Source organism: Vibrio sp. SCSIO 43086 (genome assembly GCF_051132235.1).
GTDB lineage: Bacteria > Pseudomonadota > Gammaproteobacteria > Enterobacterales > Vibrionaceae > Vibrio > Vibrio diabolicus.
In genome coordinates, this window is record NZ_CP072677.1 from 1921507 (window position 1) to 1934367 (window position 12861).

General features: G+C 41.2%; 20 protein-coding genes. All 20 read right to left on the minus strand.

Translation table 11 applies throughout. From position 1 onward, the window contains the following. Positions 1-13 precede the first annotated feature (13 nt). The 20 genes from J8Z23_RS08905 to J8Z23_RS09000 all read right to left on the minus strand — a co-directional run bounded on the left by J8Z23_RS08905 (position 14) and on the right by J8Z23_RS09000 (position 12839). Positions 14-865, minus strand: coding sequence for an IS3 family transposase (locus tag J8Z23_RS08905; RefSeq protein ID WP_434633003.1), 852 nt, complete (start codon positions 863-865; stop codon positions 14-16). Next, positions 862-1170: a transposase gene (locus J8Z23_RS08910; RefSeq protein WP_004413754.1), complete on the minus strand. Its 309-nt coding sequence runs from the start codon at positions 1168-1170 to the stop codon at positions 862-864. The genes J8Z23_RS08905 and J8Z23_RS08910 overlap by 4 nt, the downstream gene beginning before the upstream one ends. Before the next feature lie 190 nt (positions 1171-1360). Beyond that, positions 1361-1753 (minus strand): nuclear transport factor 2 family protein, encoded by a 393-nt coding sequence (locus J8Z23_RS08915; protein ID WP_301659958.1) that lies wholly within the window; start codon positions 1751-1753, stop codon positions 1361-1363. A 135-nt stretch (positions 1754-1888) separates the two neighbouring features. Beyond that, entirely contained in the window at positions 1889-2521 is a 633-nt protein-coding gene (locus J8Z23_RS08920; RefSeq protein ID WP_434633033.1) for a hypothetical protein, read from the minus strand. A gap of 1280 nt (positions 2522-3801) precedes the next feature. Further along, on the minus strand, positions 3802-4008 hold the full coding sequence (locus J8Z23_RS08925) for a hypothetical protein (RefSeq protein ID WP_237704933.1): 207 nt from the start codon (positions 4006-4008) through the stop codon (positions 3802-3804). A 241-nt stretch (positions 4009-4249) separates the two neighbouring features. Continuing rightward, complete coding sequence (locus J8Z23_RS08930) at positions 4250-4591, minus strand: hypothetical protein (RefSeq protein ID WP_301659829.1); 342 nt, start codon at positions 4589-4591, stop codon at positions 4250-4252. Positions 4592-4615: 24 nt separating this feature from the next. Continuing rightward, a complete protein-coding gene (locus J8Z23_RS08935) occupies positions 4616-4783 on the minus strand; it encodes a hypothetical protein (RefSeq protein ID WP_301659824.1) in 168 nt (55 codons plus the stop codon). Between the two features lie 159 nt (positions 4784-4942). Continuing rightward, a complete protein-coding gene (locus tag J8Z23_RS08940) occupies positions 4943-5455 on the minus strand; it encodes a GNAT family N-acetyltransferase (protein WP_077672878.1) in 513 nt (170 codons plus the stop codon). Positions 5456-5595: 140 nt separating this feature from the next. Beyond that, a complete protein-coding gene (locus J8Z23_RS08945; RefSeq protein ID WP_042779892.1) occupies positions 5596-6429 on the minus strand; it encodes a TIR domain-containing protein in 834 nt (277 codons plus the stop codon). A gap of 147 nt (positions 6430-6576) precedes the next feature. After that, positions 6577-7101, minus strand: coding sequence for a hypothetical protein (locus tag J8Z23_RS08950; protein WP_434633039.1), 525 nt, complete (start codon positions 7099-7101; stop codon positions 6577-6579). Positions 7102-7245: 144 nt separating this feature from the next. Then, entirely contained in the window at positions 7246-7998 is a 753-nt protein-coding gene (locus tag J8Z23_RS08955; protein ID WP_434633042.1) for an SDR family oxidoreductase, read from the minus strand. 165 nt (positions 7999-8163) lie between these two features. Then, entirely contained in the window at positions 8164-8544 is a 381-nt protein-coding gene (locus J8Z23_RS08960; RefSeq protein WP_180821003.1) for a nuclear transport factor 2 family protein, read from the minus strand. A 657-nt stretch (positions 8545-9201) separates the two neighbouring features. After that, positions 9202-9423 (minus strand): VF530 family DNA-binding protein, encoded by a 222-nt coding sequence (locus tag J8Z23_RS08965; RefSeq protein ID WP_004400149.1) that lies wholly within the window; start codon positions 9421-9423, stop codon positions 9202-9204. A gap of 237 nt (positions 9424-9660) precedes the next feature. Further along, entirely contained in the window at positions 9661-10032 is a 372-nt protein-coding gene (locus tag J8Z23_RS08970) for a hypothetical protein (RefSeq protein ID WP_191907439.1), read from the minus strand. Further along, complete coding sequence (locus J8Z23_RS08975) at positions 10025-10462, minus strand: hypothetical protein (RefSeq protein WP_150918945.1); 438 nt, start codon at positions 10460-10462, stop codon at positions 10025-10027. The genes J8Z23_RS08970 and J8Z23_RS08975 overlap by 8 nt, the downstream gene beginning before the upstream one ends. Positions 10463-10618: 156 nt before the next feature. Continuing rightward, positions 10619-11026 carry a hypothetical protein gene (locus J8Z23_RS08980; RefSeq protein WP_301659825.1) on the minus strand — a complete coding sequence of 136 codons (408 nt, stop codon included), beginning with the start codon at positions 11024-11026 and terminating at the stop codon, positions 10619-10621. Positions 11027-11159: 133 nt separating this feature from the next. After that, complete coding sequence (locus J8Z23_RS08985) at positions 11160-11474, minus strand: helix-turn-helix domain-containing protein (RefSeq protein WP_017049537.1); 315 nt, start codon at positions 11472-11474, stop codon at positions 11160-11162. After that, positions 11461-11793 (minus strand): type II toxin-antitoxin system RelE/ParE family toxin, encoded by a 333-nt coding sequence (locus tag J8Z23_RS08990; protein ID WP_301659827.1) that lies wholly within the window; start codon positions 11791-11793, stop codon positions 11461-11463. The genes J8Z23_RS08985 and J8Z23_RS08990 overlap by 14 nt, the downstream gene beginning before the upstream one ends. A gap of 223 nt (positions 11794-12016) precedes the next feature. Then, the gene (locus J8Z23_RS08995; protein ID WP_301659188.1) at positions 12017-12502 is read right to left on the minus strand and encodes a hypothetical protein; all 486 of its coding nucleotides are present in this window, start codon (positions 12500-12502) and stop codon (positions 12017-12019) included. After that, positions 12492-12839, minus strand: a complete 348-nt coding sequence (locus J8Z23_RS09000; RefSeq protein ID WP_140101478.1) for a hypothetical protein — start codon at positions 12837-12839, stop codon at positions 12492-12494. The genes J8Z23_RS08995 and J8Z23_RS09000 overlap by 11 nt, the downstream gene beginning before the upstream one ends. Positions 12840-12861: the final 22 nt, after the last annotated feature.

Consider the following 12861-nt stretch of genomic DNA (forward strand, 5'->3'; position numbering starts at 1 on the left):
AGACAGTACATAACTACATACTTTCGTACTCAACCGGACTGACATGCCCTAACGCTGAGTGTCTTCTTCTACGATTGTAAAATACCTCGATGTATTCGAAGATGCCCATTCGGGCTTCTTCGAGAGTTTGGTAGTCTTCTGCGTATATCAGTTCGACTTTCAGTCGACTGTAGAACGACTCCATCACCGCATTATCCCAACAGTTACCCTGTCGACTCATGCTCGGTACACCTCCATGCTTGCGCATGAAGTCTTGATATTTATAGGCTCTGTATTGTACACCACGGTCCGAGTGGATAATGACGCCCTTAGGCGGCTTACGTGACTCAAACGCCATTTTTAACGCATTAGTGATGAGCTCGACGGTCATCGTTGTCCCTAACGACCAACCCACGATGCGCCTTGAATGCAGGTCCATCACTGTCGCCAAGAAGAGCCAACGGCTCTTCACCCAGATATACGTGATGTCAGTGACCCATTTCTGATTCGGTGTCTCAGATACAAAGTCTCGACGCAGTAAGTTGTCAGCAACATTCGTCATCGCTGCCACATCCTTGCTGTATTTAAACCCTTTGCCATTACGTGCCCTAATACCTTTTTCCTTCATGATATCAGCCACATAATTCACACAGCAGGCATAGCCTGCTTCGTTGAGCTCTTCGGCTATTCGCACTGAGCCGTAACGTGCCCGGTATTGAGCAAAGGTACACATGACGAGCTGTTCAAAGCGCTTTCGCCGCTCTGAACGCTCACTTGGCGTATGATGACACCACTTGTAATAACCACCCCGACTCACCTCTAACGCACGACACATTAAGCTAATGGAATACTCACCTACATAGCTTTCGATGAACTCGTACTTCACTCTTGCTGCTTCGCGAAGTACGCCGAGACCTTTTTTAGGAATTCCATTTCATCTTTGAGTCGTTTGTTCTCGCGCCTTAACGCTCGAAGCTCTTCGGACTCTTTCTTCGAATAATCAACACCATCTAAGGTGTTAAACTGTTTATCAGATAGGCGTGTGAACTGGCGCTTCCAGTTCCGGATCTGCTGGGCACTAATGCCCAGCTCCTTGGCAACGGAAACTGCTGTTCGGCCAGGAAGACTGGCCAAGCGGACTGCTTCTTTGCGGAACTCTTCGGTGTACGCTGGATTACGATGTTTAGCCATAAATCACCTCTCAATTAGACCCTAGATCTAACTTAGTAAAGTGTCTACTAAACGTGGGGTACTCGGACGCATAACGCCGCGTTAAGTAGTGAGCAACGCTAACCACCCAACCTAAACTATTGTGCCGTAAACACTTAAACTGAATCAAACCGAAAATGCCACGCGTTGCGAATCTGCCTTAAACGCTTTGTTATGTGCGAGCCTGCTCTTGCACCACCTTCACCCACTTGGAACGCCACTCCTGCGCTTCCATTGAGTCTGGCCAGAACTCTTTCTGTTTACGGATAAGCCCATTTTCTACCGTATGGAAAGTAATAGCACGCGCCTTTAGAACGCCATCAGTTATAGAAACATCAGTGACTACTGTTTCGCCATCGCAGACGATTGAACGAACGATGAACTCCCAAGTACCATTTGCGGGATAGTAAGAGTTGATTGCTGTGAAGTTGTCTCGTCCAACAATAAGCTCACCCGATTGAGGCCAAAACCCTTCAAAATCTGGGCTTAGCCACTCACTTGCTTTCGCGAAATCATTAGTTTTCATTGCGCCCCAAAAAGCTAAGACGACTTCCTTTGAATTCATTATTTTCCTCCAAGCACATAACGCCTTGTTAAGGTGTGAGGCACGCAATACCGAAGCTCCCGCATAACACCTTAACCACTAAAACCAACGCATAGTAAAAATGCCACGCGTGCCGAATCACTCTTGAACAATTTGTTATAAAGATTTTTTCTCAGTTGCCTTTTCATAGTCATTGAGTGCTCTATTGATGTGATACACAGAAAACAAGGCACTACCATCATTGAGCATATAAGAGCCTAATGGTAGGAAGATAACACCAGAAATAAGAAGGCTTGGCTCAAATCCAGTAACAATGGAGTAAATCGATAGTAAAAATGTTATGAACCCAAAGCCAGCTATGAGCAATCCAAACACCAAGTTATAAGAAGCAATAACCTTATCTAGGATATTTAATCTGATCCGGTACGACAAAAGTTCTACATCAGAAATATCAGGTAAAAGTTGGACTGTTTTCAAAACATGTCTGAAAGAGACCGTCGCCCCAACCCTTTCATTAAGTACATAAACTGCTTTTAACATTGGGAAGCTAACACGGGTACCATGAATACCTTTAAAACACTCAATATCTAGCTCATTTTTTAAATGAGTTTTTAGTTCTTCCGAGACACTTGGTTCTTGTAAAGCAGATAAAATTTGAGCCATTCTATTTTTTCTAAGTAAGAAGTAGTACTCGGTTACTCTAGGAGCATTTATAGCAATAGTTACGATCACTACAACAATCACAATCCAGTAATCGCCACTTTTTAGTAACTCAACAACTAAGTCCATTTATCGCGAAAGTCTCCTAATCTTTATAACGCCGCATTAAGGGGTGAACAACGCCACCACCTAACCTAAACCATTGTGCCGTAAACACTAAAGCCAATTTAAACCAAAACTGCCAAGCGTTGTGAATCCCTCTTGAATGCTTTGTTAGTTGCCAAACTTAAAGCTTTGATTTGAAGTTAATTACCGCTTTGCCAACGCTAGCTTTATGTACTTTAAAATTCTCAAATCAGGCGCAGTTTCAAAGCGCCTGTCACTGAAACCACCTGGAACTCAAAACGCCGTAGAAAACGAACTGACAACACCAAAAAGCTCATTTGAAAAGACAATATCACAGAGCTGACTCTCAACAAGTGAATCGGCTTCTGAAACAGAAAGTCCGACCACAAAAAACCAAAGCCTGATTTGTTCAAACCTAAAAGACTAAAATTTGGAATACAAAACCGAACCAAAAACACCGAACCTTAGCCCTAAACATTTTGTTTTAGCTGCGTTTTTCCTCGTTGGCAACTAACGCCGCGTTAAGGGGTGAAGGCACGCAATACAAAAGCTACCGCACAGCGCCATAAACACTGAACCCAACGCATATTAAAAATGCCACGCGTGCCAAATCCCTCTTAAACGCTTTGTTATACGCACGATCATTTAAGCCAAAATTCTATGCCAAGCCCTACTTTGAAACTATGATCTTTATGTGCTTTGATGCAATTAAGTCAGGCTTAGACTTACAGCGACTTGCCACTGAAACCACTTGGAACAAACCGCGTCGCAGAAAACGGACTGGCAACACCAACATGCGCTTTTGGAAAGACAATTTCACAATGAGGTCTTTCCACAAACTCACTGGAACCACGTGAACTCACCACACCAGAGAAAGCGCCCTTTCAGCGAGTAAATACGCTTTTACAAAGGCAAAATCACAGTGCTTAATTTCAACGAAAACTGAAGCCTGGACTACCCCAAACAATCAGCACCAAAGAAAAAAGCCACCGATAAACGGCGGGCCAAAACTGAGCCACGAATCAAGGAAAATTAAGATTGAAACCGGATTATCTCGACGCCAAAACACCAGAACTCAACGCTGAAAATCGCGATTTTTGACCTGCACTTTTAGACTTTCTTCATATAGCGTATAACGCCCAATTAAGGTGTGAAGCACGTAATGACTAAGCCGCTGCATGGCACTTCAACACCAAAAACCAACGCATGCCAAAAATGCCACGCGTGCTGAATCACTCTTAAATTGTTTGTTATACGTAATTGCCCTTCCATGGCTATGGTGCCTAAATCGACATCAAAATCATATTAAAGAACAGCGGTAAACAAATCGCTAAATTAGCCATATCAGTGCTTGATATACTTTTCAATTTTGTTACGACCAAGACCATAACCCAGACCGTAACAGCAGCAAGAAATAAATCATTATCTAAGTCACTGTAATAATCAAACTTATCAAGTGAAGATAAAAGATCAGCCTCTTTCGTTTCCACCGCGTTTCTAAGCACATCATTCGCAATTGAACGATAATATTTCGAGAAACTCAGGAGAGTCAATTGAACCAGTGTGGCTACTATTAAAAATATCTTCATACTCTCATTACGTATAACGCCCAATTAAGGTGTGAAGCACGCGACCACAACACTTAATTTGACCACCATAATCACTGAACTCGACCCAAACCAAAAATGCCAAGCGTGCTGAATCACTCTTAAATTGTTTGTTATAAGCGTACTACAAGGCGAAGTGCAGTAGAATTTTCGAAGCCCGTTCCTGACACACTTCAGATTGCTTTGCCCTTTCAGAAAACTCATTAGAGAACTTGGCGATAGCTTTTAAAAAGTCTATTACCAGAATATCAACATTGATACCTACCACTTTACCCTCACCAATTTCTTTTGAGGCGATCATAAACGCTTCAACAACTGGATGTTGAGGGGGACCACTAATGTACTGAATCTCTCTCACTCTATTGGCTTTTGATAAGTCAGAAGTTGAGGTGTGAGTATGTAACACTGCACATCTAGCTCCCCAAAGATCATCTGCATTACACTCTAGTGATTCATCTTCAAGCATATATTTGTTCACCCACGATTTAAACTAACTACCTGTCGCTTTTTCTTGGGAATCTGGAGCGTCTAACAGCCCACATGCATCTATTGTGGAGTAAATAATTGTTAATGCTTGTCCCATGAACTTGTTTTTGTGTAATAAATCTACAGCCTCGATAACTGTAATGAAATACTTATCGATATTTGTTTGTTCCATGATGCCCTCCTAGCTTATAACGCCGCATTAAGGTGTGAGCAACGCTGCCACCAAACCTAAACCATTACGCCATAAACCCGGAACCCAACCTTGAACTGAAATCGCCAAGCGTTGGGAATCACTCTTAAATGCTTTGTTATGTGAATTTTTCCAGCGCACTCAATACACACAACCATTAAACTCAATGACTTGACTGCTTAGAGCGTGACCAACATTGTAAGTCTTAACCATGCCTCCACGGTAGACAAACTCGTTCCAATTTTTCTGCTGTATATCGTAGTAATGAATAGGACAAACTAACTCTGAATACCCTGAACTTCGATATACATCTGGCTCATAAGCAAAGAGAAAAGAATGAGTTACACCAAAAGACACCAAGTATTTATCCAGTTCTTTTACGATGACTTTGGCTAAGCCCAGACCACGCTTATTTGGCGCAACAGCGATGCCGCCAACTATGCCCGCTTTGAAGCTTCTTGATCCTTGTGACATTAAACGACTGTAAGCAAAACCAGTAGCGATAATCTGATTTTCGTCTTCGATGAGAGCTGCACAAACGAACTCGTGATTAAAGTTGACCGTAGAATCTTGGCCAAAAACCGAGTTTAGATGTGTATTAAGTGCAGCTTCATGCACCTCGATTTCACCATTTTCGACGACTGATATTTTCAATATGCGCTCCATTCACATAACGCCCTGTTAAGGGGTGAGCAACGCAATACAAAAGTCGCCGCATGCCACCTTAAACACTAAAACTAACGCATAGTGAAAATGCCACGCGTTGCGAATCCCTCTTGAACAGTTTGTTAGCACTAAAATGGGATATCGTCGTCAAAGTCCATTGGCGGTTCGTTATAAATTACTTTTGGTTCGAGCTTGTCTTCATTTTTTAGAAGTTCATCTACACCAAGTTCAGTTATTGAGTAAGCATAATAATCGTAACCTTGCTCATCAGATTCAACGCTTTTACTAACTAACCCCATTCTCTCTAACTTGATTAAAGAAACCTGTAATACAGACTCTTTAACACCTTTTAACCCATTGTAGATACTATAAAACGAAATGCCCTCGGGATTGTTAGTTTGACTTTTTAGGCACTCTGCTAAAAAGTGATAGTCTTTATCCCTTAGCTCGTAGTTAGCTGGATTGGCAACAATTCTCTTATTCTCAGAAAGAGCTACATGGCTAATTAACCCTAACCTTTCAACTTCGGATTTAATCAATGAGCAAGCACGATTTGTTGCTGAAACCAAGTCATTATCACTACGTGTTGCCTCATAATCCGCTGGAGTAACTCCTAACAGATCTGTTGGCAAATGCATTTCTACATTTCTTGGCTTTAGGATAAACGAACGAGATTTCCCAATAGCACCAACAAACAAACCCATCTCAAAAATAACATTATCTCTTACTACATGCTCCTTACGACTTCGGATTGAAGTAATATCATCGGGAGCGAATATAAATAGTGCAAAATCTACAGTTGACGATTTCTCAACCAAATCATCAATGGTTGACGAAGAAAGCTTAAATGTGCCGTTTTTCCATATAGTCACTTCAAAATCGTGATCTAAATTCACATTAACAGCCTCAGCGATGGGTAAGCTTTCTGCCGAGGAAGCTATAAATAACCTTGGTTTTCTCACATGTAACTCCGTCTTATATTATTTTTGTGCTAACGCCCTGTTAAGGTGTGAGCAACGCAATACCAAAGCCACCGCATAACACCTTAAACACTAAAACTAACGCATAGTAAAAATGCCACGCGTTGCGAATCACTCTTAAACAGTTTGTTAGCTGGACATTTTTAATGACCTCCAATGTTTTTCAAGCTGCTCGTGGGCAAGAGACATTCGTTCATAAAAGTTATTAGCGTCATTTGATAGTTGAAATTTAGTATGATTAACTACCTTCTGAGTCTCAGACAGCTCTTGCATTGTTAATTTTGGAGCTTCAATTTGAAATGCTTCAAACGCTAACTTCGCACTATCATGAATTTTTTTGAATATGAGTTTGTCATATTCATCTATTGTGGTTTGCATACCTAACTCTTTTATTTCACTATATTCATACTTTTGACGTAACGTATGACAATCCATTCTCAATTTATAAGTAACATCTAAAATGGAGTTCCAACTGTTACTTATCTCCTCTATCAACTTTCTTCGTCGATCTCTTTTACGCCAAATATAAGTTACTAAAAGTGCAATAATGGCAACTAGAGTGCCTAACAGTGTTAAGTAATCAGAGGCTTTCATGTCTAAAGAAACAAGTAAACCATTAAAAAAAACCAAAATCTCATTAGCTAAATCTTTCATCTTATCCCTATGTACTGCTAACGCCGCGTTAAGTGGTGAACAACGTAACCACTTAACCTAAACCATTGTGCCGTAAACACTAAAGCCGATTCAAACTAAAAATACCAAGCGTTGTGAATCCGTCTTAAACGCTTTGTTATGCATTTATAAACCTCCACACAGGTCTAAGTAATTTCCTGTCGAGAACGATGATTTTTCCGATGAGAGCCAATAAATGGCTTCTGCCACTTCTTCTGGCTCACCACCACGCTGAAGAGGGATAATACTCTTCAACCTCTCAACCCTTTCAGGCTCGCCACCATCAGCGTGCATTTCCGTATGTATCAACCCCGGACGAACACAATTTACTCTAATCCCCTCAGAGGCAACTTCTAGTGACAAGCCTTTTGTTAGTGTATCAATTGCCCCTTTTGAAGCCGCATAATCAATGTACTCATTTGGCGAGCCAGAGCGAGATGCTCCCGATGAAACATTTACAATGACGCCTCCGTGGCCACCATGACGAGTAGACATGCGTTTAACTGCCTCTCGGCAACAAAGAAAGTAGCTAGTCACATTGTTTGTCAAAATTGTATTGATTCTGTCGGCCGTCAGTTCCTCAAGACGAGACTGTTTACGCAAAATTCCTGCATTGTTTACAAGTACAGATAATGAGCCTAGCTCTTCGTCAATTTGTTCGAACAGCCTCAACACATCATTTTCAACGGAGACATCTGCTTGAACTGTCATGCAACGACCACTCGCAGACCTAATATCTTGAGCTAGCGCTTCAGCCGAAGCCGAATTGGACTTGTAATTAATGCAAACCGCATAACCTTTTGACGCAAATAATTTGGAAGTCGCAGCGCCGATACCTCGGCCACCACCTGTGATTAAAACCACTTTAGAATCATTCATAAATCATCCTTGAATCGTAAAATTGGAGGAATGCATAACGCCCAATTAAGGTGTGAGGCACGCAATACCGATGCCGCCGCATACCACCTTAACCACTAAAACCAACGCATACTAAAAATGCCACGCGTGTCGAATCACTCTTAAATTGTTTGTTAGGTGCGTAGCTTAATCTTGCACTAATCTGACCCATTTTGCCCGCCATGCCTGTACTTCCATTGGGTCTGGCCAGAACTCTTTTTGCTTAATTATCAGGCCATTTTCAACGGTATGAAATGTTATAGCGCGTGCTTTTTGGACACTATCTGTAATTGATACATCAGTGACAACTGTTTCACCGTCGCAAACTACAGAGTGGATTGTAAATTCCCAAATACCATTCGCAGGGTAATAGGAATTGATAGCTGTGAAGTTGTCTCGGCCAATAATGAGTTCACCTGACTGCGGCCAGAAACCCTCGAAATCTCGGCTAAGCCACTCGCTTGCTTTGGCAAAGTCATTTGTTTTCATCGCATCCCAAAAAGCTAGGACGACTTCCTTTGAGTTCATGATTTTCTCCAAGCACCTAACGCCGCGTTAAGTAGTGAGCAACCCGACCACCCAACTTAAACCATGTCACCGTAAACACAAAACTCAACCAAAACAAAAATGCCACGCGTTGCGAATCTGACTTAAACGCTTTGTTAGCTTATTACTTTCCGAGCATTACAAACTAAAACAATAACTTACTTTGGCACTAAACGTGAAGCCGAAATTATAAACATAATAGCCGAGAACTTCAGGCGATGAACTTAGTATTAACTTGAGCTTTGCCAAAACCACCGAGTGTGGAGACTCACGGAACTTCATCCACCAAGGCTCGTATCGGATTTGCTAGTTTCAAGTGCAATACCTTGCAATAAATGAAACAGAGGCGGTACTGAAATTACCACCAACAAACCAAGACCAAGTAACTTTACGACCGCACACGGCAAAAATGACCGCTTAAAAAATGTTACTTACTACCGCGGATACAGCTAAAATATTTGCCAATCAGATAGCTCACTTTGACGATATGCCCTACCTAAGATTAGCTATATGCGTTTGATTTTTCAGACTGTAAGCTAACGCCGCATTAAGGTGTGAGCGACGCTTGGCTATACTTGAGCGAAGCGAAAACGCCAAGCGTTGCGAATCACTCTTAAATGCTTTGTTATGCAAATTTTCTCACTTGCAAAAAGTCTCAATATACAGTGCTTCTACCTTGTCTCTAGCCCACTGAGTGCGACGCAAGAACTTAAGCGAAGACTTGATAGATGGGTTGTTGTAAAAGCAATTGATTTGGATTTCTGCGTCCAAGCCTTCCCAACCATAGTGTTCCTGTAGACGGACAAGAATTTTCTCTAGCGTCAAACCGTGTAATGGGTTATTTGGTTGTTCTTGGCTCATTTAGGGGTTTCCTGAAATACTTAAAATCCACCTAAGTCTACCAGATTGGCGTCAAGAACTTACTAGTTTTGCCCACGTTTATCGTTGTCTGTTTGAACCATCAGAAACGAACAGGAATGAGCTGTAGAGTAAAATTTCCGCCATTTGCATAACGCCGCATTAAGGTGTGAGCGACGCTTGGCTATACTTGAGCGAAGCGAAACTGCCAAGCGTTGCGAATCACTCTTAAATGCTTTGTTAGAATTTTCCAGTCCCGATGATTTCTTCCAAAACAGAATCCATTCCGTACAGCTTTTCTCTGACTATCGAGTTGAGTTCTTTCAATGAGTCCAATGCTTCTTTTGTTCCTAGGACCTCACTTGTATAGACTACAGAGCGAATATCAGCTTCATGCCAATGCTCACTTGGAATTCCCGCCAATTCATTTGCACTAGGGTTTCCTGGATAGTAATGAAGAAAATACTTACCCTCTTTATTCTCTATAATTGACCACGTGTGTTTGTTGTCATAAACAAAAAAACATTCCGAATCCATGTCACCTTGAACAACATTCGTGATTGACTCAGAATTTGAAATCATTGCGTTAATCGCCGTTACAATTTTACTCATTAGTATCTCCGACTAAATGATCAATATTTTTTACGTTAAGGTGTCTGAGACGTTCTCTCAACTCACTGACTAGTGCTCGCTTTTTAGGCTCAGACAACTGCTTTTTGCCTAAAGCATACATATCAATATCAGAGAGAGAAGATGAAAAATGCTGCTTTAACTTATCATTACCTTTGATCTGACCAACGATCTCATTAAGAATATTGACTATTTTTTCATTTTCATTTTCGTCTTTAGCATTGTATTCGTTTAGCTTTTCCAACTTCTCTTTAACTTCGGAAAGAGATAACTGATATGTATAATTCACTAACATTCTGAATACAGCAGTGAAGCTCTCTTTTTTGGCAAGAAATAAATAAATCGCAATCGAAGAGGCTCCAATCGTAACGATGTTGGAAATCAAAGATATCCATTTCATTAACTCATCCAATTCTATCTCCTTTATTAAATGAAAATTCTAACGCCCTGCTAAGGGGTGAGCAACGCAATACCTAAGCCGCCGCAAACCACCTTAATCACTAAATTCAACGCATAGTAAAAATGCCACGCGTTGCGAATCCCTCTTGAGCAGTTTGTTAGCTGTGTTTTACAACACGATCTTTGCTCCCAACATACCAAGAGCTGCGATAGCTACCATCGTAAACCAAAGGTAAATCATAAAAGATAGGTATAATGAAAATAAACCTCTCACAGCTTTATCTATGTTTGCACCTTCATCGTGCTGTAAGAAGTACGCTAGTTCTGCTGTAGGTATTGATCCAGCAAAGCTCTTAAATTTGAACTTTACCATCATCAAGCCCATTGAGACTGGAAGACTAGATACTAATAAAATGATTCCCACCGAAATCCAGACATTCTCAGGGGATTCATTACCTAAAACTACTGCTGCTCCAATCAACACTAAAAGCATTCCCAGAAAGCCCTTAAAAGATGACAACAATGAGTCTCTTGTTTTTATATACAGCCAGAATAGCGGCTTATCGAATTTTCTCATTTTTTCCTCAAACAGCTAACGCCCAATTAAGGTGTGAAGCACGCGACCACAACACTCAAACTGGACGCCGTAATCACTAAACTAGGCCCAAACCGAAAATGCCAAGCGTGCTGAATCACTCTTAAATTGTTTGTTATAGCTCAGCTATGTGTGACAGAGTTTCTGGATGACGCTGAACCAACTTTAGAAGGGTTACAGCTTGTCCATTTGGTGCGCTACGCCCCTGTTCCCAGTTTTCTAGCGTACGAGATGATGTGTGCAGCAAACGAGCAAACACACCGCGAGACATATTAAACTGTTCTCGAATACTCACGATTTCATCAGGTGAGATATTTAACTCACTGATGTCGTTAACTTGATGAGTTTTAAGGGTAAGCTTACCCTCTGAATGCTCTTTAGCCTCAACAAGTGCTGAACTTAACTCTGCAAATAGATCACGATTGCTCATTATGCCACGCCTCCATAAAAGCCTTTAGTTGTTTCTTTTGGTCTGCGGTTAAGTCGGCCATTTCATTCTTGCCGTAAATCGTCAGCAAGTAGAAACGGCGCTTTTCATCGAGGAAGTAATAGATAACGCGAGAGCCACCACGCTTGCCCTTACCTTTACTTGCAACTCGAATCTTTCGCAAACCACCTGTACCTTGAATCACGTCACCCTGCTTCGGGTTAGACATTAACTCAGCTTGAAAAAGCCTAAACTCATCATCGCTGAGATATTCATTGCGGTACTTTTCAAATATGGTTGATTCGACAAATACACTTTTCATACTCAAAGTATACGCAAGTAACGTACAAATAGCAAAACTATACGTGATTAACGTAGCTATGATTTTGGGGCGGTAGATCTGACCTGAGCTATAACGCCGCATTAAGGTGTGAGCAACGCTACCACAAAACCCAATCATACCACCGTAAACACAAAACCCAACGATGGAATGAAAAATGCCAAGCGTTGGGAATCACTCTTAAATGCTTTGTTATAGCTCATTTTCAATATAGGTCGAGAGCCTTGAGCATTTTAAGTCCATCAAAAGGAGCATTGAAGTATGTGTCTGAAAATTCAATTAGTTGCTGTACCCCAAGGCTATTAACGTCTCGAATCTCGTCAATTGATCGAACGGACAGTGACTTCCACTCCTTATAGGGGGTCTCGTCTCCAGAAATTGCCACATAGCGAAGCATGCTTTCAGTATACTCCCCACGCTCTTTAGCCGAACATTGATTAGAAGCATGCTCAAAAGAGAACAGAATTACCTTTTGACGTTGGGAAATTGATAAGGACTTAAACCATTCGCTATTAATAGGCTTTTGATAATTGAAGAGCTTTCTTTGACCTTTACAATAGTCAACTCTTTCATTTAGTAAATCATATTTGCTTGCCATTTCCTTAGCAAGATAACTGTTCCAAGATTCATCAGCACACGAAAAACTAGAAAATAATATTGCTGATAAAACAACAACACCCTTACAACGCATTGTATACACACTCCCAAAACTTGCGCTCTTCACCGTGGGTTTCCAGTGAGGCTTTTAGAGCGATTTGTTCCAGTCTACCACGCTTAATGCTGTCTACAGATGCCACTGCTTCATAATATAAAGTCCAATCGTAAGTAGTCGCATTATAAGAAGCTGATGCCAGAGCCACACCTTTGTAGGATTCTCGGCCAGCAAAAATTTGGAAGAAAGGAACTGTCATCAAAATTTTATCTAGAACAGTCGACATATCAACAATGTGATTCATTTGATCAATGTATTCGATCGTTCTTGGTGATGGCTTTAAATTCTCAATTTTACAAAACTCGCCTTTAGCCATGATTCCTTACCTGTTGTCTTAA